Here is an 18,933-nt window from a genome sequence, read left to right on the forward strand (position 1 = left end):
GCCGGACAGCTTGGTGGACATGCTGGCCGCGTTGATCGCGACCACGTCGTACGGGTGGGCCGGGTCGAGCGACAGGATCGTCTCGACAAGTGGCGAGCATGCCGTTCAGCGCGGACTTCTCGGCGCTGTCCACAGTGAGGTTGTAGTAGTACTTCACCTGGATCCACGCGCGCGCGTAGGTGCAGCGGAACGACGACAGCGGCGGCTGCCACTCGGCCGGGTCCTTGTCACCCTTCGACTGGTTCACGTTGTCGGTGACCGCCCACAGCTCCGGCCCACCGAGGTCGTTGGCGTACGTCTGGCGCTTGGCCGTGGTCCATGCCCACGCGCCCGACGCCCAGGCCTCGGCCAGCGGCACCATGTGATCGATGTCGATGTCGGCGGCGGCGTACCAGGTCGCTCCGTCGTACGGGCTGTACCAGGAGCCGGCGGTCGGCGCGCAGCTGCTGTTGACCACGACGCCCGAGCCGTCGCGCTTGAGCACCTGCTCGCGGGTGTTGCAGGCGCCGGTGATCGTGATCCAGTGCGGGAACAGGTCCCGGTTGTACGTGGAGCCGTGCGACTCGGCCGCGACGGTGAGCGCGTTGAGCCGGCTGAGCGCGGTGCTGTACGAGGGGATGTTCGGGGGCGTGGCGCCGGCGGGGGCCGCGCCGAGGCTCAGGGACATCAGGACGGCGGCCGCCGCGGCGAGGGCGGCCTTGAGGACACGGGGCATCGAGGGTCTCCCGACTGTCCGCCACCGCGGCCGGGTGGGGGTCTCCGGCTGGGGTCACGGTGCGGACAGAAGGGACGATCGCAGATGGACGGCGGAAGTTACAGACTCCATCGGTACGGCCGCATGAAAATCTTGTGAAAATCTATGCCCTGCGGCGGCCGTGCCCCTACCCGTTCGTCAGGTCGTGGCACGGGGGACGAGGTGGAGGATCTCGTCGGCGGGGACGGGGGCGGCGGGTTCGCCGGACAGGTGGGCGATGGCGGCGCGGGCCAGGTGGCGGGCGGCAGCACCGGGCGCCACGGCGACGGTGGACAGCGGCGGGCAGCTGTAGGCCGACAGGGGTATGCCGTCGACGCCGATGACGGCGATCCGGCCGGGCACGTCCACGCCCAGCTCGCGCAGGCCGTGCAGGACCGCGAAGGCCACCTCGTCGTTGTACGCGCACACCGCGGTGACCCCCGGCGCGTCCGCCAGCAGCGCGCGCACGGCGGTGACCGCGCCGGCCGCGTCCTCGGGCACGGTGAACGGCACGGGCGCGGCGAGCATGCCCTCCGCGCAGGCCAGCCGGACACCCTCGTGGCGCGGGTCGGCGAACGGGGCGAGCCGCGGGTCGGCCGGCCGGGCGTACGCCAACCCGGTGTGCCCCCGCCCGATGAGGTGCTCGGCCTGCATCCGGCCCTGTCGCAGCGACAGCGCGGCCACGGCGAGCCCGTCGCCGTCCGTGCCCGCGGGCAGCACCGGCACGCCGAGCCGGCGCAGCCCGCTCGCGTCCGGCTCGGACAGCGGGAACAGGCTGACCACGGCGCGCACGGACAGCATCGCGGCCAGCCGCGGCAGCCGGGGCGCGGCCGGGACGTCGAAGTGCACGACGAGAGTGAGCCCCTGCGCGGCCAGCGAGCGGGTCACCGCGTCGACGAAGCGCGGCGTCAGCTCGCCGGACGGCACGTCGGGCATGGCCAGCAGCACGATGTCGCTGCGCCCGTTGGCCAGCGCCCGCCCGGCCAGCGACGGGGCGTACCCGAGCCGGGCCGCGGCGGCCAGCACCCGCTCGCGGGTCTGCGGCGCGATGCGCTCGCCGGGGGCGTCGTTGAGCACGTAGCTCACCGTGGCCCGGGACACCCCGGCCTCGCGCGCCACGTCGGCGCTGGTCGCGCGGCGGGTGCTCACCGCCGCCGGGCCAGCCCGCGCAGGCCGCGCAGCCGCCGGCCGTTGGCGAGGTCGAGCAGTGCCTGCTGGGTGGGCCGGGTGACCTTGCCGCGGCTCATCATCGTCAGCATGCGCAGCGGCATCTCGCCGAGCATGGCGTGGATGAGCTGCCCCATCGGGCTGTCCGGGTCCTTGACGAAGGCGCGGGCCTGGCGGCGGGCCACGGCCTGCAGCAGCCGGGCGGCCAGCGAGCTGCGCATGTCGTTCAGCGGGGTGTTGAGGGTGAACGCACCGCGCACGTCGGCGGTGTTGTCGGGCAGCAGGCGGCCGTACGCCGCGGCGAACGGCGCGCGGTCCCACTCCTGACCGGACGCGGGCACCGGGTACGCGGGCGCGGCCGGGCCGTCGCCGGTGACGTCGACGTGCGCCGTGGCGCGGATGTCGCGGGAGGACGCGCCGACCCGGATCTCGTACCGGCCGGGCGTGACCGCCCAGCGCGCGGCGGCGACGTCGTACCAGGCGAAGGCGCGGCGGTCGAGGCGGACGGTGACGGTGCGCGACTCCCCCGGCGTGAGGCGCACCTTGGCGAACCCCTTGAGCTCCTGCGCGGGCCGGGTCGCGGCGTTCGCGGTGTCGTGCACGTACACCTGCACGACCTCGCTGCCGGGACGGTCGCCGGTGTTGGTGACGGTGACGGCGACCTCGACCGGGTCGGCGCCCGAGACGGCGAGGCCGGAGTAGGCGAAGGTGGTGTAGCTCAGGCCGTGCCCGAACGGGAACAGCACGTCGGCGCCCGCGGTGTCGTACCAGCGGTAGCCGACGAACACGCTCTCCCGGTACTCGGCCTGCCGCGGCCCGGTGGCCAGCGCATGCACCGGGTTGTCGGCCCAGCGGTGCGGGAACGTCTCGGCCAGCCGCCCGCCCGGCTCGGCCAGCCCGCACAGCACGTCGGCGAGCGCGCCGCCGCCGGCCTGCCCGCCGAGGTACGCCTCGACGATCGCGGGCACCCGGCCGTGCCAGGGCAGCGCGACCGGCGCGCCGTTGGACAGCACCACGACGGTGTGCGGGTTGACCGCGGCGACTGCCTCGACCAGGGCGTCGTGGCTCGCGGGCAGGCGCAGGTGGGTGCGGTCCAGGCCCTCGGTCTCGTAGTTCTCGGTCAGCCCGACGAAGACCACCGCCACGTCGGCGCCGCGCGCGGTCTCGACCGCGTCGGCCAGCAGCGCCGCGTCGACCTCGGCGGAGTGGCGGGCGTAGCCGGGCGCGTACGCGACCTCGGCGTGCCCGGCCAGGCGGGTGTACGCGTCGTCGAGCCGGTGCGGGTTGATGTGCGAGCTGCCCGCGCCCTGGAACCGGGGCTCCTTCGCGAACGCGCCGACCACGGCGATACGCGCGCCGCCGGCCAGCGGCAGCAGCCCGCCGTCGTTCTTGAGCAGCACCGTGCCCTCGGCCGCGACCCGGCCGGCGAGCGCGTGGTGGGTGTCGCGGTCGTAGCCGTGGTCGCCGGTGCGGGCGGCGGCGGTGCGCTCGACCAGGGTGAGGACGCGGGCCGCCGTGCGGTCCAGCACCGCGGCGGGCAGCCGCCCGCTCTCGACGGCGTCGATGATCAGCTGGTCGTGGTGGCCGCCGAAGCCGGGCATCTCGATGTCGAGACCTGCCGCGAGGCCCGCGACGCGCTCGTTGACCGCGCCCCAGTCGGAGACCACGACGCCGTCGAAGCCCCACTCGTCGCGCAGCACCCGGGTCAGCAGCCACTCGTGCTCGGCGGCGTACACCCCGTTGACCCGGTTGTAGGCGCACATCACGGTCCATGGCGAGCCGCCCGTGTACGCGCCCTCGAACGCGGCGAGGTAGATCTCGCGCAGCGCCCGCTCGTCGACCAGCGCGTCGACGCTGAACCGGCGCTCCTCCTGGTTGTTGGCGGCGAAGTGCTTGAGCGAGGCGCCCACGCCCTGGCTCTGCACGCCCCGGATCCAGGCCGCGCCCATGCGCCCGGCCAGCAGCGGGTCCTCGCTGAAGTACTCGAAGTTGCGGCCGCACAGCGGGGTGCGCTTGATGTTGACGCCGGGGCCGAGCAGGACGCTGACGCCCTCGGCGCGGGCCTCGGCGCCCAGCGCCCGGCCGACCTGCTCGACCAGCTCGGGGTCCCAGGTGGACGCCATCACCACGGAGGTCGGGAAGCAGGTGGCGGGCACGCTCTCGCCGAGCTGCACCTCGCCGGTGCTGTGCTCCTTGCGCAGGCCGTGCGGGCCGTCGGCGACGAGGATCTCGGGGACGCCGAGGCGGGGCACGCCGTACAGGGACCAGAAGTCGCGGCCGGCGCACAGCGCGGCCTTCTCGGCGAGCGTCATCGCCGCCACCAGCTGCTCCACCTGTGCCGTGGCGGTGTCCATGGGCGCTCCTGTCGGATCCGGGTAGCGGAGATGATTACGCGCGTAACCTGCGCCGTCAAGGGCGGCGCATCCGCTGTCGGAGTCCGAACCCGTCGAGACCGCCTCCGCGGCTACGACGGCGTCCACGGGCCGGTCACGAAGGTTCCGTACGTCGTGAACGGATACGGGTTGGGCCGGCAGCCCGCAAGAGAGATCGTCTGGGTCTGCATCACCGGTGCCGCCTCGCCGGGCCCCGGGCAGAGCATGTGGTCGAAGCCCAGGAAGTGGCCCACCTCGTGGTTGACCAGCATGGTGCGGTACGCGGGCAGGTCGTCGCCGTAACCCTCGGCGCCGCGAAGCCACCGGCGCAGGTTGATCATGATGGTGGACCCGGCGCGGCAAGAGTAGATTCCCTCGGTCGCCAGGCCCGCCGCCCCGCAGGCGCCGTCCACCGTGTCCGGTGTCGCCAGTCGCAGCCGGACGTCATATTCATCGCCGCTGACCCGCTGGAACGACCAGGACGCGCGGTGCAGTCCCACCTGGGCGTCGGTCACCGGCGAGCCGGCGCTCATGATCCAGCCCTGGGGCCCGGCGAGGATGCCGTCCACTCCTTCCGCGAAGGCGGCCGGCGTCCAGGGCTGGTGGGCGCCCCAGACGATCCCCTCCTCCACCTCGGCCCGGTATCTGACGAGCGTCGCTCCGGATCCCACCGGTGCGGTCCCGCCGCCGGCTGCGGCGAAGGTCCCGGCTCCTCGCGTCGGAACTCCGTCGTCGCCCGACGCCGTCCGGTAACCGTCCGCGACGAGCCCCGGCCACTGCGTCACCAGCACGACGGCGGTGACCAGGACACGCGCGGGCAGCCTCATCGTCGCCACGCGGCGGAGGCGCCGGTGACACGACCTCCCTCCGATCGCATACCGCACTAGCATTGCGCCATACCGGGAATGAGATGCGGGTGTCCCGTGTCGACGAACGTGTCTGCCACGTAGCCGCCGGCGCTGATGCCGTTCCAGACGTTGCTCGAGCCGTAGGTGCCGTTCTCTGTCGTTCCGGTGGCCTGGCAGACGACCCATACCTGCGCGCCGTCACTGAGTTTCGCGACGATCGTGTAGTTGGTGCCCGGACCGGAACGAACATTCAGCTCACCGTCGGCGACCCTGACGATGCCGCTGACGGCATCGCCCACGCGAGGCCGGTCGTGCATCGGCGGCGGCACCACCGGCGCAGGCTCGCCGGGCGGTCCCGCAGGGCCGGGCGGCCCTGGTGCGCCCGGCGCCGGCTGCGCCGGAGCCTGGGGTGGCTGCGGTTGCTGCGGTTGCTGCGGATACTGCGGTTGCTGCGGTGGTTGTGGGTACTGTGGCTGCTGCGGCACCACGCATGCCGTGAGGCCGAGCAGCAGGATGAGGAGGGTAGCCAGTACGCCGAGGCAGCTGGTCGTCGGAGCGCGCTCGGGCGTGCCGACACCGTGGACTCGCGCATGGATACCGCCTGAAAGAGCGTTGAACATCGCCGCCCCCATGAGCTGGCGGGTATCTCGCTGATCTGCGAATGCGTGGCAGGGGCCGGGCCACAAATGCCGGGCTGTACACACCGGCCGCAACCGAAGCTGCTGTGTGGAACGTAGACGCCAGCGTCACCGTCGGCTTCTCTGCGGTGGTTACACCGTCTTTGGTGACGCTACTCTTCGTGATCTTCGACGGCAAGGTCCGGCCGACCCCCGCATCTTGGACGTCCGACTTCCGAAGTGGACGCCGACCGCATCGCGCCGACACCCGCCGCTGTCGACGGGACGATCAGCCACGATGCCTGGGCCTGGAGTGGCACGTCCGGGCGGCCCCACTGCGGCGATTCCCGGCCCTTCCGAATCGCCGTTCGCGCGCGACGCGTCGGAAGAAGTTGACATGTCGGAGATCTCCGACGTATCGTCGGGCCGGTGACCACTGACGTGTTCAGCGCCCTGGCCAACCCGGTGCGCCGGCAGTTGCTCGACTCGCTGCGGGACGGCCCGCGCGCGGTGAGCGACCTCGCCGGGCAGTTCGCGCTCAGCCGGCCGTCGATCTCGGAGCACCTGCAGGTGCTGCGCGGCGCCGGGCTGGTGCGCGAGGAGCCGCGCGGCCGCCACCGCTACTACCACCTGCAGCCGCAGCCGCTGGCCGAGGTCGGGCAGTGGCTGCATCCCTACGAACACTTCTGGCGTGAGCGGCTGCGGTCGCTGCGCGACATACTCGACGAGGAGTTCTCATGACCGAGCCTGGCGTCATCCACTGCGACCAGTTCCTGTCCCACCCCCCGGCGCGGGTCTGGCAGGCGCTGACCGACCCCGAGCTGCACGCCCGCTGGTGGGCGGCGGGCGACGTGCGGCCCGTCGTCGGGCACCGGTTCACCCTCGACATGGGCAGGTGGGGGCAGCAGCCGTGCGAGGTGCTCGCGGTCGAGCCGGAGCGGCTGCTGCGCTACAGCTTCGCGGAGGGCTCGCTCGACAGCACCCTGACCTGGCGGCTGGAGCCCGAGGGCACCGGCACCCGGCTGTTCCTCGAGCACAGCGGGCTCGACCTGGACTCGCCCATGGGCCGCAACGCGTTCGAGAACATGGGCCGCGGCTGGCCCGGCCTCCTGCGCCACCTGGACACCGTGCTGTCCGCCTGAGCCCCGCCCGATCCGGGCTCCGTCCCCGCCGTCGCGGCGGCGCGGACGGAGCCCGGATCGGGTTTCGCGGCGGTCAGGCCTCGCAGTTGGTGGCGGTCTCCACGTTGGCGCAGATGTCCACGCCGGGGCCCGCGTCGCCGGTGTCGGCCCCGTCGCCCGCGTTGACGATGTCGGTGTACGCGAGATCGCCGACGACGGTCAGCTTCTCGGCACCGGTCCGGGCGTCGCCGAACACGGTGTCGTCGCCGACGCCGCCGGTGAGGTTGTCCCGCCCGCCGCTGCCGCCGATGGTGCCCAGCGCGGTCACCGTCTCGAAGTTGCCGTACACGGTGTCGTTGTCCTCGCCGCCGGACACGGTGTTGCTGCCCGCGTCCACGCCCAGCGTGCCCTCCAGCTCGAAGGTGAGGGTCCTGGCGTCACCGTGCAGGGTGTCCAGGCCCGGCCCGCCGAACACGCCGTCGTTGGCGAACACGACGCAGGGCGCGATCGCCGTGACGACCGCGTCGATCGCGTCGCCGTAGACCGTGTCGTTGCCCTCGCCGCCGTAGATGCTGTCGTTCCACCCGGTGCCGCCGGTGACCGCGGGGAACTCGACCGCGCCGAAGTCGCCGACCACGAGGTCGTCGCCGGGCCCGCCGAACACGGTGTCGCTGCCGCCGGCCGCGGCCGCGTCGAGCGCGGCGGACTCGCCGTACACGGTGTCGTTGCCCTCGCCCGCGCAGATGACGTCGTTGCCGCCCAGCCCGCTGATGGTGTCGTCACCGCCCAGCGCCAGGATCACGTCGTCGCCCGGCGTGCCGACGATGACGTCGGCCTCGGCGGTGCCCAGGTGTGTCACGGGCTTCTCGTTGCACATCGGCGCGGCGTGCGCGGGGGCCTGCACGGCGGCGATGCTCAGGGCCGTGAGCGCCACGGCGAGGGCGGTGCGTGCGATACGCATGGACTCTGCCTCCAGGTAGTGGGATCGGACGTACGCCCTGGCGCAGGCTCGGACACCACCCTCCAACGGCGGCACGCTCGGCCGGGGCGATCCGGATCAGATGCTATTGCCCCATTTTTCGGATACGCGTAGACCACGCCGACAGGTTTGAGCTGCGGTTTCTCCCGACCGCCGGCAGACGGCCGCGCCGGTCGTCAGGCCGGCCGGGTGAGACCCGCCGCGCGGTCGACCACACGCCGCTGCCGGTCGTCGAGCAGCCCGGCCGTCCGCGCGGCCGCGTCGCGGTAGAGGTCGAGCGCGGCGCGGCACGTCTGCTCCGGCGAGCCGCCGCGCAGGCCGAGCGCGGTGTCCTGCGCCTCGCGCCAGGCGTCGCCCGCGGCCGCCGCGACCAGGTCCCATACCTCGTTCTCGCTGGCGTAGAGCAGCCGCAGGCGCACCGCGAGGATCATGGGCAGGCGCAGCACCAGCAGATCGCGCTGCACCGCCGCCATCCGCGGCCGGCCGGTCCGCAGCGCGCCGGCGAGCTTGTGCACCTCCTCCGCCAAGCCGGTGACCTGCTCGGCGACCCACCGGTCGGCCGCGTCCGCCACCTGTTCCCAGCTCCAGGCCAGCGCCTCGGCGCGCAGCGCGGCGGCGGCGCCGTCGACGTCGCGGACGATCACGCCGTCGCGCCAGGCCGGCACCTCGGCCACCGCCGACTCCGGGTCCGCGAACCGATCCCGCTGCCGCTCCGGCGTACGCCAGGACAGCGCGACCAGCCGGTCGCCGGCCACCTCCAGCAGGTAGTCCGGGCCCTCCCCGAGGACCAGGAGGTCCACGTCGGACTCGGCCGTCGCCGTGCCGCGGGCGTGGCTGCCGACCAGCACCACCGGCTCGCCGCCGGTCAGCTCCGCGGCGGCCCGGCGGCAGAATTCCACGATGTCCGGCATCCCGGCCTCCGGTCCCGCTCGATCGACATGTTCCGACCTGGGATGATGCCCCACATGACCGCCCCTGTCACACCGCCTGCCGTCACCGTGGCACCCGTCGACGCCGCCAACTGGCGCGCCGTCGCCGCCCTCACCGTCAGCGAGCCGCAGCGCGCCTGGGTCGCCGACCCGGCGTACTACCTGGCGTTGTGCCACTACGGCACGGCGGGCTGGCAGCCGCTCGCCGTCACCGGCCCGGACGGCGCGGTCGTCGGCTTCCTGATGTGGACGGTCGACCCCGCCGACGGCGCGGCCTGGCTCGGCGGGATCATCATCGACGCCGCGCACCAGGGCCGGGGGCTGGGCAAGGCGGCGGTGCGCGCCGCGCTCGACCTGCTGTCCGCGCGGCACGGGCACACCAGCTTCGCGCTGTCGTACGAGCCGGACAACGTCGCGGCCCGGCGCTGCTACGCCGCGCTCGGCTTCACCGAGACCGGCGAGACCGAGGACACCGAGGTCGTCGCCCGCCTGCGACCGGCCGCCTGAGCGAGACCCCGACCCGCCCAAGATCTCGACGATCTTGCGCGAACTGTTGGCCTTCTGTCCCTTTTGGGCGTGTCATACCCACAGTCCGCGCAAGATCGCCACAGCGTCGGTGGGGTGGGGTGGGGTGGGGTCAGCGGAGGTAGGGGTCGAGGAGTTTGCGGGCGCCCAGGGCGAGGAGTTCTTCGGCGGCTTGGCGGCCGAGGGCGGGGGCCGCGGTGCGGTCGCCGGCGACGACGGTGTGCAGGGTGCGGTCGCCTTCGGGGGCGTAGACGGCGGCGTGCAGGGTGACCCTGTCGCGGTCGAGGGTGGCGTGGCCGCTGACGGCGCTGTTGCAGGTCGCGCCGAAGCGGCGGAGCAGGGCGCGCTCGGCCAGGCCGGCGTCGCGGCTGTCGGGGTCGTCCAGGGCCGTGACGAGGGTCGCGGGGGCGCCGTGGGTGCGGGTGGTGACGACGACGGTGCCCGCGCCGACGGCGGGCGCCATGACCTCGGCGGGCAGGATCTCGGTGAGGCGGTGGGCCTGGCCGATGCGGTGCAGGCCGCAGGCGGCCACGACGATGGCGTCGACGTCGCCTGCGTCCATGCGCGCGATGCGGCTGTCGACGTTGCCGCGGATGGGCTTGACACGCAGGTCGGGGCGTGCCCGCAGGAGCTGGGCCTGGCGGCGTACGGCGCTGGTGCCGACCACCGCGTCGCGGCCCAGCTCGGCCAGGCGCAGGCCGTCGCGGCTGAGCAGCGCGTCGCGGGCGTCGTCGCGCGGCAGGTACGCGGCGATGTGGACGCCCTCGGGCAGCTCGACGTCGCCGGGGATGTCCTTGAGGCAGTGCACCGCGAGGTCGATGTCGCCGACCTGCAGCAGCGCGTCGATCTCGCTGGTGAAGGCGCCTTTGCCGCCGGCCGTGGCGAGGCTGCCGGTCCACCGGTCGCCATGGGTCGAGACGGGCACCAGCAGCACGGTCACGCCGGGGTGGGCGGCCTCCAGTCCACGGGCGACAAGGCGGGCCTGGGCCAGCGCCATGGTGCTGCCCCGGGTGCCGAGGCGGAGGGTCGTCGTCACCTGAGGAACCCTAAGGCCATGGTGTGTGAACAGGTCGTGAAGCCGTCCAGGCGTGTCGCACCGAAGGTTTCCTTCAGGTAACGGCCGAGTATTGACGCGCTTCGCCGCGCGTGGTCTTATCTGCGAACCGTTCTCACATTCCTTTTCGGAGGGGATCCTCAGTGTCCAGACTCCGCCGCTCGGCCCTGGCCGCCGCGGCCGCCCTCACCCTCGGTTCGGGCGCCCTCGCCGTCGCCTCCGCCCCCGCGACCGCCGCCCTGCCCACGGCGGCCATCGCGATCGGCGACAGCTTCATCAGCGGTGAGGGCGCCGGCGCCTACACCACGGTCGTCGACGTCAACGGCGTCGCCCAGGGCTTCCCCGGCTGGTCCGGGGCGAACGCCAACGCCTACTTCTGCCACCGCTCCGCCAACGCCTCGCTGCAGGTCGCGGCCCTGTCCGGCATCAACGCGCGGTTCAACCTGGCCTGCTCCGGCGGCCAGCCGCACGACATCGCCAACGCCTCCCACACCCGCACCAGCGGCCGCCAGGTCGCCGCCCAGCTCGACCAGCTGCGCGCCGTCGCACAGACCCACGACATCGACCTGGTCCTGGTCGGCCTCGGCTCCAACAACAGCTCGTTCACCTTCGGCGACGTGGCGACGCTGTGCGCCAACCGGTTCATCGCCGACGCGTGGACCGGCTGGTGGGAGTTCTGGGCCTACCTCAACGGCCCGGTGCCGCAGGAGCCGTGCACCGACGCCGACCTGGCCAGCGCGGCCGAGGTCGCCGCCGCCACCACGGAGACCACCAACGCGCTGCGCCAGCTCATCACCACGCTGAACCAGGTGGACGCCGACGGCCAGCACCGCATCGTGTTCCAGGACTACACCAACCCGCTGCCGCCGGACCTGTACAGCTCGTTCCACACCCAGGACAGCCGCGACGACACCCGCGACAAGTTCCGCGAGCTGGGCGCCGAGCGGTACGCGGGCGGCTGCCCGATCCACCGCGCGAGCCTCGCCCCCGGCCACCGCTTCTCGGCCAACCTCGGCGCGGTGGTGCGCAACTCCCACGCCAACCTGACCGCCGAGTTCCCCGGCCAGGACCTGGTCTACCTCAACGTGCAGCGGGCCTTCGACGGCGCCCGGCTGTGCGAGAACGCCAACAGCCCGACCGGCGCGCTGGCCACCCCGGTGCGCATCATGGACGGCCCGAGCGGCACGTTCATCCAGAGCCTGTCCGGCTACGACAAGATCGCGATCCAGCGGTTCGCGAACACCTGCGTGACGTACTTCCAGACCTGCCAGGAGTCGTGGCACCCGAACGCGGCCGGCCACGCCGTCCTCGGCCAGTGCCTGTCCGCCGCCGCGACCACCGCCAACCGCACCATCTCCTGCATCCGCAACGCCAACGGCGCCATCACCTTCCAGTAAGAAGAAAGGAAGGGCACCTTCTTAACGGAAAACGTTGTGGAAGGTGCCCTTCCTAACCGCTGAGGGCGGTGCGCAGGTCCCGCACGACGGCGAGCGCGTCGGCCGCGTCGCCGGTCTCCTCCCACATCTCGCGCCACTCTGAGTCCTCACCGGCGACCCGGTCCAGGGCGCGCACCGCCAGCGCCGCCACGTCGTCGGGGATCACCACGCTGCCGCCGTCGAGCAGGAAGTCCGGCGCGTACGGCGACGTCAGCGGCTCCGCCCCCGGCCGCTGCGACAGCACCACCGCGGCCGCCGCGACGGCCCGCACACCCGCACGGTCGTCGAGGAACCCGACCGCGTCGGCCGCGCCCGCCAGCGCGCTCCGGATCATCGCCAGCCGCTCGCCCGGCGCGGCGTCGTCGAGGGCGCCGCACCAGTCGGCGGCGCTGTCGTTGTCGAACGGACCCGTGTCCCAAGTGCCCACCGATGCCTCCTGCGCTAGGGCGTGCCGGGACGATAACGGGCGCATGCGACACCGCTCCCCGGCGGCTCCGTAGGCTGCCGGTATGTCCGTCGACGAGCGCCACCCCAGCGGCCCGGCCGTACGCGCCCCGGCCCGGCGCGGGGCGCGGCGGGTGCCGCTGTTCCTGTTCCTGCCCGCCGGGCTGGCGCTGGCCTTCCTGGTGCTGCCGCTGCTCGGGCTGCTGGTGCGCGCACCGTGGCGCACGCTGCTGGAGCATCTGGCCGAACCCGCGATCCTGGCGGCGCTGCGGCTGTCGCTGCTCACCGCTACCCTCGCCACCGCGGTGTGCCTGGTGCTCGGCGTGCCGCTGGCGTGGCTGCTGGCCCGGGTCGAGTTCCGCGGCCGCCGCCTGGTACGGGCGCTGGTCACCGTCCCGCTGGTGCTGCCGCCGGTGGTCGGCGGCGTGGCGCTGCTGCTGCTGTTCGGCCGGCGCGGGCTGATCGGCTCGTGGCTCGACGAGACGTTCGGGGTGACCCTGCCGTTCACCACCGCCGGGGTGGTCGTCGCCGAGGCGTTCGTGGCGATGCCGTTCCTGGTCATCGCGGTGGAAGGAGCGCTGCGCGGCGCGGACACCCGCTTCGAGGAGGCCGCGGCGACGCTGGGCGCGGGCCGGTGGACCACGTTCCGCCGGGTCACCCTGCCGCTGGTCGCGCCCGGCATCGCGGCGGGCGCGGTGCTGTGCTGGGCCCGCGCGCTCGGCGAGTTCGGCGCGACGATCACGTTCGCCGGCAACTTCCCCGGCCGCACCCAGACCATGCCGCTCGCCGTCTACCTGGCCCTGGAGACCGACCTGGACGCGGCGATCGTGCTGAGCCTGGTCCTGCTCGTGGTGTCGGTGACGATCCTGGCGGCCCTGCGCGACAAATGGATCAGCAGCCCGTGACCGGCGGCCCGGCACGCGTCAGGGCAGCGACGTGCGCTTCGCGTCGGGCCAGTCGGCGACCGGCTTGCTGAGCGGGTCGGTGTCCGCCCGGGGCCACCCGGGCTCGGCGGCCTCAGCGCGCGGACCGTTGACCGCGCGAGACGCCGCCGGATCCGGGCAGCCGGGCGCGTCGCCGCCCGCGCGCCGCCGACGGGACCGCCCGGCCAGCGCCAGCACGACCGCGACCAGGACCAGCCCGGCGGCCGCGGACAGCACCGCGGCCCACAGCGGCATCGCCCGCGTCAGGACCACCAGCGCCGTGACGACCAGCACCGGCGCCGCCCACAGCAGCAGGATGCCGCCCGTGTTCAGCGATCCGCCGGGCGCCGGGGCGCCGGGACGGCGGTCCCCCGCCTGGGCCAGCGCGGACTCGGTGCGGGCGAGGCTGGTCAGCTGCTCCCCGGCCTGCTCGGCAGGCGGCCGGTGGGGTGTATCGGACATCGTCGGGCCACCTCCTCCCTGACTTCACAGTGCCCTGTTCCCAGTGTGCCGAACCATGTCCGGCGTCGAACCGTTCCGGCCGTCACCCATAGGTGTGAGATCGTCACCCGCAGGTGTGAGTCCGGCCGGCCGGCCGTCACCCGCCGCGGCATGATCGGCGCGCGCACACCGTACTAGGCTGACCCTATGCAGATCACGGCGCGGGAGCTGGTGTTCGACGTCCAGGCGGGCGGGCCGCAGGACGGGCCCCCGGCCCTGCTGCTGCACGGGTTCCCGCAGCACGCCGGGGAGTGGGAGCTGGTCGCCTCCCGCCTGCACGACGCGGGCGTGCGCACCTACGCCCCCGACCAGCGCGGCTACTCCCCCGGCGCCCGCCCGGCCGACGTGTCCGCGTACGCGATGTCCGAGTGCGTCGCCGACGCGGTGGCGCTGCTCGACGCCCTGGGCGTCGACCGGGCGCACGTGGTCGGGCACGACTGGGGCGCCGTGGTGGCCTGGCACCTGGCCGCCGAGCACCCCGACCGGGTGCGCACGCTGACCGCGATCTCGGTGCCGCACCCGGCGGCGTACGGCAGGGCGCTGGCCACCGACCCCGACCAGCAGCGCCGCTCCGCCTACATCGGACTGTTCCAGCAGGAGGGCAAGGCCGAGGACCTGCTACTGGAGCAGGACGGGCAGCGGCTGCGCGAGATCTTCACCGGCATCCCGGCCGAACGCGTCGAGCGCTTCGTCACCCCGATGCTGGACCGCGCCCGGCTCACCGGCGGCCTGAACTGGTACCGCGCGCTGGGCCGCCGCCCCATAGCGGCCGGACCGGTGCCCGTGCCGACCACGTTCCTGTGGAGTGACCAGGACCTGGCCGTCGGCGCCGTCGCGGCGCAGGGCTGCGCCCAGCACGTCACCGGCGACTACCGGTTCGTCACCGTGGCGGGCGCGAGCCACTGGATCCCCGACGAGGCCCCGGACGAGGTGGCCCGCGAGATCCTCGCCCGCATGGCGACGGCCTGAGGAGGCGGGCGATGTTCGTGAAGATCTGCGGCCTGTCCACCCCGGACACGGTCGCCACCGCCGTCGACGCCGGCGCCGACGCGCTCGGCTTCCTGCTGACCCGCAGCCCGCGCCAGGTCACGCCGGAGACGGCACGGCGGCTGGCCGCCGACGTCCCGCAGCACGTGCTGACCGTCGGCGTCGTCTACGGCGTCGACATCGCGCAGGTCCGCGAGCTGGTCCAGGCGGCGGGCGTACGCGCCGTGCAGCTGCACGGCGACTACACCCGCGACGACTTCGCCGCCGTGGCCGACCTCGGCCTGACGGTGCTCCGCGCCGTCAGCTACCAGGCCCCCGACCTGCACGTCGGCGCGTACGGCGACGACATCCTGCTCGTCGACGCGACCGAGCCCGGCTCGGGCGGCGCGTGGGACTACGCGATGCTGCGCGGCCGCGGCCTCGGCGACCGCTGGCTGCTCGCGGGCGGGCTCGCCGTGGACACCGTCGCCGAGGCGGTCCGGCTGTCCGGCGCGGGCGGCGTCGACGTGTCCAGCGGCGTCGAATCCTCCCGCGGCGTCAAGGACCCGGCCCTGATCAGGGACTTCATCGCCGCCGCGCGGCAGGCCCGGCAGGACTGACCGGCTCCTGGGGCGGACGACCCCCCGGCGTCGCCCGCTGAGCCGCACTCACCTGGCGGGCGCGTCACCCGCTGAGCCGCGCTCATCCGGCTGACGCGGCGGCACAGTTCGCGCAGCACCCGGCCAGGTCGTCGGCGTTGCGCACCCCCTGGACGACCCCGCCGCGGTGCGGTGAGGAGGTTGTCCGCCTCGGCCACGATGGTCGGTGCCGGGATCCGCCGCGCACCCCCGTGCGACGGCGGCGGTCCCCGGCATGGGCGGACGCGCCGATGGGTACGCCGTCATCGCAGGACACGGGGATGGGGTGAGTCGGGTGGAACTCGACCCGGAGGAGCAGCGCCGGCTGTCGGAGCTGGAGGCGCGCACCAGCGCCGAGGACCCGTGGTTCGCGCTCGGGCTGCGTGCCGGAGAGCCCCTCCCACCCGCCGAGTACCGGCGCGAACGCAGTGGGCTGCGCATCGGCCTGTCCCTGGTCGCGAGCGCGATCGCGGTCGGCCTGTTCCTGGCCGGAGTGCCCTGCGGCGGCTTCGCCGCCGCGCTCGGCGCGGTGCTGGCCCTGGTCACCGCAGGCGACCGCCTGTCTGGCCCGCCCACACCACCACCGCCGCCGCAGCGGCCGACCTCCCGACCGTGAGCCGACGTCCACCAGTCACCGCGCCCGCAGCGGGCGGCAGCGCGCCCCCGCCGCATCCGCCGGGGCTGTCCGGTGAGCGCGGTCGCGGCTTCCACCGGCCGGGACCGGTCACGTATGGTTGATCCTTCCACCACTGCACCCGCCCGCCGCCGAGGTCTCGATGCTGAGAAGCCCGACGCTGCCGGGGGCCGAGCCCGCACCCGAGGACGCCCCGCGGCAGAACCTCGGCGCACTCCTGCGGCAGGTGCACCTGCACGGGCCGCTGTCGCGGGCGGTGCTCGCCGAGCGGATGAACCTCAACCGCAGCACCATCATGGCGCTGACCACGAAGCTCGGCGCCGCCGGTCTGGTACGCGAGCAGCAGCCCACCGGCGCGGGACGCTCCGGCCGCCCCTCACTGGTCGTCACGCCCGCCGCCGAACGCGCGTACGTGCTCGCCTTCGACGTCGCCGTGGACCGGCTGGTCGCCGCGCGCGTCAGCCTAGGCGGCCGGATCGTCGACCGCCGCGTCGCCGCCCGCTCCCGCCGCGGACCCGACCTGGACACCGTCGTCGACGTGCTGGCCCGCTTCGGCCGTGAGCTGCACCGCGACGCCCCGCCGGGCGCGGTCTGCGTGGGCGTCGGCGCGTCGTACTGCGGGATGATCCGCCCCGGCGACGGCATGGTCCGCTACGGGCCGTACCTGGGCTGGGTCGACCAGGCCTTCGGCGCCGAGCTCGGCGAGCGGCTCGGACTCGGCCTGCCCGTCGCGGTCGGCAACGAGGCCCACCTCGGCGCGCTCGCCGAGCACCTGCGCGGCGCGGGCTCCGGCGTCGACAACCTGATCTACCTGCACGGCGACGTCGGCGTGGGCGGCGGCATCATCGTCGGCGGCGAGGTGCTCGACGGCGAAGCCGGGTACGGCTGCGAGGTCGGGCACATGCTGGTCAACCCGCACGGCGGCCGGCCGTGCTCGTGCGGCGCGCGCGGCTGCCTCGAGGCGGAGGTCGGCGAGCGGGCGCTGCTGGACGCCGCGGGCCGCCCCGCCGACCTGATCGGACGCGACGCCGTACGTGAGGTGGTCCGGGCCGCCGGGCGGGGCGAGCCCGCCGCCCGCGAGGCGGTGGCCGGGATCGGCGACTGGCTCGGCATCGGCGTCGCCAACCTGATCAACCTGTTCAACCCCGGCATGCTCGTCTTCGGCGGCATCATGCGAGACGTGTACCTCGGCGCGCAGGCGCAGGTCCGCGCGCGTATCGCCGGGCACGTGCTGCCGGTGTCGCGGGAGCGGGTGCGGCTGTCGGTCGCGGCGCTCGGCGACGACACGACGCTGCTCGGCGCGGCCGAGCTGGCCTTCACGGACCTGCTGGCCAACCCCCTCGGCGTGATGTCCCGCGTAGGGACGTGACGCCGCCCGGCCCGGCCACGACGCGCTTTGGGCCAGCCCGCGGCGCGCTGCGAGCCAGCCCGAGGCGCGGTATACGTCAGCCAGCGGCGCGGTACGCGCGGCCGGCGGCCGTCGGGGTGGTGCCGCGGTAGAGCGCCGTGCCCTGGTGGCCCTCGGTCGGCCAGGGCAGTGCGAACCAGGCGTAACGCTCCACGTAGGACAAAGCTTCCATCATCTTCGTGGAGCCGGTGACGAAGGCGGCCTGCTGGGCGTCGCTCGGGTACACCGCGCCGCCGCTGCCCCACTTGATCAGCGCATACTCGGTGACCCAGATCGGCATCCGGTAACGCTGGTAGACGGCCTGGAGGTAGTTCTTCAGGTGGCCGACGGCCGCGGTGGAGAAGTCCGAGCCGTACCAGTGCAGCGTGATGAAGTCGACCCGGTACCCGCGCGCCTTCGCGCCGCTGAGGAAGCGGTCCAGCCAGCCGCCCGCCCGGTCCGCGCCGACGGCGACCGCCGGGCTGCCCAGGCGCATGCCGGTCGCCTGCAGCCGCGGCCACAGCTCCAGCGCCCGCTCCACGCTCATGTTCGCCTGGCTGCCGAAGTCGGGCTCGTTGAAGCCGAGCAGCACGTTGCCGTTGCGCTTCGCGCGGGCGAGCTCGGCGTCGGTCACCGACTTCTCGCCCCAGATCATCGGTACGAAGTCCGCGCTGGTGCCCGCGCCCGAGGTGGGGCCGGCGGACCAGTTGTAGTACCAGCTCGCGCGTACGTCCTTCAGCGCGGTCGCCAGCCCGCTCGCCGACCAGACGGTGGCGCCCTTCTTCGCCGACGCCTTCGCCGCGCCGCCGGCGGGCGCCCTGGTCGCGCTGGCCCGCACCGACGGCGAGCCGCTCGCGCTCGGGACCGGGCTCACCGACGGCCACGCGGACACGGCGGCGTCCGGGGTGCCGGCGGGCACCGCCCCGCTCTCGGTAACCGCTACCGGCTGCCCCGCGGCCGTGGCGGGAGCGTCGTCCACCAGCCGCACGACCGCGTACGAGCCTCCGATCAGGACCGCGACGGCCAGCGGGATCGCGAGCCACCACAGCCTGCGCCGGTCGCGTCGTGCGTGCCTGCCCGGTTGCCGCTGCGAGGTCTGGTCCACGACCGGACACCCTAGCCGCTGCGCATGAACGCGCTCTCCCAGTCCCGCCAGCCGGACCTGCCACACACTCCGTAAGCCGTCCTAGGCGGCTGGGTGGGAACTGATCGCGAGCCCGTGCCGAAAGCCGCAGTCACACCCCAGCTTTCGGCACCAACCCGCGATCGTCCCCAGCCGCCGACGACGATGATCGCCGGCTGGGGTCAGGAAGGTATGGTCGGACCCCAAGTCTTGACCCGAAGCAGCGATCACCGCCGGGCCGCCCAGGCAGATCGCTGATCCGTGCCAGAAAGTGCAGCCGCACCACAGGTTTCGACACGGACCCGCGATCTTCCCCAGCCGCCCCCGGCGATGATCGCCGGTTCAGGTCAGAAAGTGCAGTCAGACGCCGGATTCTGACCTGAACTGGCGATCATGCCCCGGCCCGGCGCGGCGCGGCGTGGCCCGGCGCGGCGTGGCCCGGCGCGGCGCGGCGTGGCCCGGCGCGGCGTGGCCCGGCGCGGCGTGGCCCGGCGCGGCGTGGCCCGGCGCGGCGTGGCCCGGCGCGGCGTGGCCCG

General features: G+C 74.1%; 19 protein-coding genes and 1 pseudogene. 9 read left to right on the top strand and 11 right to left on the bottom strand.

Going from position 1 to position 18,933, the window contains the following annotated elements; translation table 11 throughout:
- Nucleotides 1-85 precede the first annotated feature (85 nt).
- The 5 genes and pseudogenes from AB0J67_RS31135 to AB0J67_RS31155 all read right to left on the bottom strand — a co-directional run.
- Nucleotides 86-715, bottom strand: a pseudogene (locus tag AB0J67_RS31135) (HNH endonuclease family protein); the annotation flags it as partial.
- Between the two features lie 177 nt (nt 716-892).
- Entirely contained in the window at nt 893-1,882 is a 990-nt protein-coding gene (locus AB0J67_RS31140) for a LacI family DNA-binding transcriptional regulator (protein WP_363487534.1), read from the bottom strand.
- On the bottom strand, nt 1,879-4,254 hold the full coding sequence (locus tag AB0J67_RS31145) for a glycoside hydrolase family 3 C-terminal domain-containing protein (protein ID WP_363487536.1): 2,376 nt from the start codon (nt 4,252-4,254) through the stop codon (nt 1,879-1,881). Before AB0J67_RS31145 ends, AB0J67_RS31140 begins: the two co-directional genes overlap by 4 nt.
- A gap of 110 nt (nt 4,255-4,364) precedes the next feature.
- Nucleotides 4,365-5,099 (bottom strand): DUF3152 domain-containing protein, encoded by a 735-nt coding sequence (locus AB0J67_RS31150; RefSeq protein WP_363487538.1) that lies wholly within the window; start codon nt 5,097-5,099, stop codon nt 4,365-4,367.
- 56 nt (nt 5,100-5,155) lie between these two features.
- Nucleotides 5,156-5,740, bottom strand: a complete 585-nt coding sequence (locus tag AB0J67_RS31155; protein WP_363487540.1) for a hypothetical protein — start codon at nt 5,738-5,740, stop codon at nt 5,156-5,158.
- Between the two features lie 426 nt (nt 5,741-6,166).
- On the opposite strand from AB0J67_RS31155, the gene AB0J67_RS31160 reads away from it, so the two are divergent.
- Both AB0J67_RS31160 and AB0J67_RS31165 read left to right on the top strand, forming a co-directional pair.
- Entirely contained in the window at nt 6,167-6,478 is a 312-nt protein-coding gene (locus AB0J67_RS31160; protein WP_363487542.1) for a metalloregulator ArsR/SmtB family transcription factor, read from the top strand.
- Nucleotides 6,475-6,879, top strand: coding sequence for an SRPBCC domain-containing protein (locus AB0J67_RS31165; protein ID WP_363487544.1), 405 nt, complete (start codon nt 6,475-6,477; stop codon nt 6,877-6,879). The genes AB0J67_RS31160 and AB0J67_RS31165 overlap by 4 nt, the downstream gene beginning before the upstream one ends.
- 73 nt (nt 6,880-6,952) lie before the next feature.
- Here the strand turns inward: AB0J67_RS31165 and AB0J67_RS31170 are convergent, their stop codons facing one another.
- On the bottom strand, nt 6,953-7,819 hold the full coding sequence (locus AB0J67_RS31170) for a calcium-binding protein (protein WP_363487546.1): 867 nt from the start codon (nt 7,817-7,819) through the stop codon (nt 6,953-6,955).
- A gap of 194 nt (nt 7,820-8,013) precedes the next feature.
- Nucleotides 8,014-8,748: a nucleotidyltransferase domain-containing protein gene (locus AB0J67_RS31175; protein WP_363487548.1), complete on the bottom strand. Its 735-nt coding sequence runs from the start codon at nt 8,746-8,748 to the stop codon at nt 8,014-8,016.
- 54 nt (nt 8,749-8,802) lie between these two features.
- On the opposite strand from AB0J67_RS31175, the gene AB0J67_RS31180 reads away from it, so the two are divergent.
- The gene (locus AB0J67_RS31180; protein WP_363487550.1) at nt 8,803-9,273 is read left to right on the top strand and encodes a GNAT family N-acetyltransferase; all 471 of its coding nucleotides are present in this window, start codon (nt 8,803-8,805) and stop codon (nt 9,271-9,273) included.
- A gap of 130 nt (nt 9,274-9,403) precedes the next feature.
- On the opposite strand, the gene hemC is transcribed toward AB0J67_RS31180, so the two are convergent.
- Nucleotides 9,404-10,327 (bottom strand): hydroxymethylbilane synthase, encoded by a 924-nt coding sequence (gene hemC, locus AB0J67_RS31185; protein ID WP_363487552.1) that lies wholly within the window; start codon nt 10,325-10,327, stop codon nt 9,404-9,406.
- A 161-nt stretch (nt 10,328-10,488) separates the two neighbouring features.
- Between hemC and AB0J67_RS31190 the strand changes: the two genes are divergently transcribed.
- Complete coding sequence (locus tag AB0J67_RS31190; RefSeq protein WP_363487554.1) at nt 10,489-11,742, top strand: hypothetical protein; 1,254 nt, start codon at nt 10,489-10,491, stop codon at nt 11,740-11,742.
- A gap of 52 nt (nt 11,743-11,794) precedes the next feature.
- On the opposite strand, the gene AB0J67_RS31195 is transcribed toward AB0J67_RS31190, so the two are convergent.
- Nucleotides 11,795-12,208, bottom strand: a complete 414-nt coding sequence (locus tag AB0J67_RS31195; RefSeq protein WP_363487556.1) for a DUF4259 domain-containing protein — start codon at nt 12,206-12,208, stop codon at nt 11,795-11,797.
- Between the two features lie 82 nt (nt 12,209-12,290).
- Between AB0J67_RS31195 and AB0J67_RS31200 the strand changes: the two genes are divergently transcribed.
- Nucleotides 12,291-13,130 (top strand): ABC transporter permease, encoded by an 840-nt coding sequence (locus AB0J67_RS31200; RefSeq protein WP_363487557.1) that lies wholly within the window; start codon nt 12,291-12,293, stop codon nt 13,128-13,130.
- 18 nt (nt 13,131-13,148) lie between these two features.
- Here the strand turns inward: AB0J67_RS31200 and AB0J67_RS31205 are convergent, their stop codons facing one another.
- Nucleotides 13,149-13,610, bottom strand: coding sequence for a phage holin family protein (locus tag AB0J67_RS31205; protein ID WP_363487559.1), 462 nt, complete (start codon nt 13,608-13,610; stop codon nt 13,149-13,151).
- A gap of 186 nt (nt 13,611-13,796) precedes the next feature.
- Here AB0J67_RS31205 and AB0J67_RS31210 point away from each other — a divergent pair, with 186 nt between their 5' ends.
- The 4 genes from AB0J67_RS31210 to AB0J67_RS31225 all read left to right on the top strand — a co-directional run bounded on the left by AB0J67_RS31210 (nt 13,797) and on the right by AB0J67_RS31225 (nt 17,256).
- The gene (locus AB0J67_RS31210) at nt 13,797-14,618 is read left to right on the top strand and encodes an alpha/beta hydrolase (RefSeq protein WP_363487561.1); all 822 of its coding nucleotides are present in this window, start codon (nt 13,797-13,799) and stop codon (nt 14,616-14,618) included.
- Nucleotides 14,619-14,629: 11 nt separating this feature from the next.
- Entirely contained in the window at nt 14,630-15,235 is a 606-nt protein-coding gene (locus tag AB0J67_RS31215; RefSeq protein ID WP_363487563.1) for a phosphoribosylanthranilate isomerase, read from the top strand.
- A gap of 313 nt (nt 15,236-15,548) precedes the next feature.
- Entirely contained in the window at nt 15,549-15,869 is a 321-nt protein-coding gene (locus AB0J67_RS31220) for a DUF3040 domain-containing protein (RefSeq protein WP_363487565.1), read from the top strand.
- Nucleotides 15,870-16,029: 160 nt separating this feature from the next.
- A complete protein-coding gene (locus AB0J67_RS31225; protein WP_363487567.1) occupies nt 16,030-17,256 on the top strand; it encodes an ROK family transcriptional regulator in 1,227 nt (408 codons plus the stop codon).
- Nucleotides 17,257-17,332: 76 nt separating this feature from the next.
- On the opposite strand, the gene AB0J67_RS31230 is transcribed toward AB0J67_RS31225, so the two are convergent.
- Nucleotides 17,333-18,379, bottom strand: a complete 1,047-nt coding sequence (locus tag AB0J67_RS31230) for a glycoside hydrolase family protein (RefSeq protein ID WP_363487569.1) — start codon at nt 18,377-18,379, stop codon at nt 17,333-17,335.
- Nucleotides 18,380-18,933: the final 554 nt, after the last annotated feature.

This window comes from Catellatospora sp. NPDC049609 (genome assembly GCF_040675365.1).
In the GTDB taxonomy this organism is placed as follows: domain Bacteria; phylum Actinomycetota; class Actinomycetes; order Mycobacteriales; family Micromonosporaceae; genus Catellatospora.

Bases quoted from the DNA above. Each gene is read 5' to 3' on its own strand.
- AB0J67_RS31145 (WP_363487536.1), bottom strand. From the start codon at position 4,254: ATGGACACCGCCACGGCACAGGTGGAGCAGCTGGTGGCGGCGATGACG.
- AB0J67_RS31150 (WP_363487538.1), bottom strand. From the start codon at position 5,099: ATGAGGCTGCCCGCGCGTGTCCTGGTCACCGCCGTCGTGCTGGTGACG.
- AB0J67_RS31155 (WP_363487540.1), bottom strand. From the start codon at position 5,740: ATGTTCAACGCTCTTTCAGGCGGTATCCATGCGCGAGTCCACGGTGTC.
- AB0J67_RS31165 (WP_363487544.1), top strand. From the start codon at position 6,475: ATGACCGAGCCTGGCGTCATCCACTGCGACCAGTTCCTGTCCCACCCC.
- AB0J67_RS31170 (WP_363487546.1), bottom strand. From the start codon at position 7,819: ATGCGTATCGCACGCACCGCCCTCGCCGTGGCGCTCACGGCCCTGAGC.
- AB0J67_RS31175 (WP_363487548.1), bottom strand. From the start codon at position 8,748: ATGCCGGACATCGTGGAATTCTGCCGCCGGGCCGCCGCGGAGCTGACC.
- AB0J67_RS31180 (WP_363487550.1), top strand. From the start codon at position 8,803: ATGACCGCCCCTGTCACACCGCCTGCCGTCACCGTGGCACCCGTCGAC.
- AB0J67_RS31200 (WP_363487557.1), top strand. From the start codon at position 12,291: ATGTCCGTCGACGAGCGCCACCCCAGCGGCCCGGCCGTACGCGCCCCG.
- AB0J67_RS31205 (WP_363487559.1), bottom strand. From the start codon at position 13,610: ATGTCCGATACACCCCACCGGCCGCCTGCCGAGCAGGCCGGGGAGCAG.
- AB0J67_RS31210 (WP_363487561.1), top strand. From the start codon at position 13,797: ATGCAGATCACGGCGCGGGAGCTGGTGTTCGACGTCCAGGCGGGCGGG.
- AB0J67_RS31215 (WP_363487563.1), top strand. From the start codon at position 14,630: ATGTTCGTGAAGATCTGCGGCCTGTCCACCCCGGACACGGTCGCCACC.
- AB0J67_RS31225 (WP_363487567.1), top strand. From the start codon at position 16,030: ATGCTGAGAAGCCCGACGCTGCCGGGGGCCGAGCCCGCACCCGAGGAC.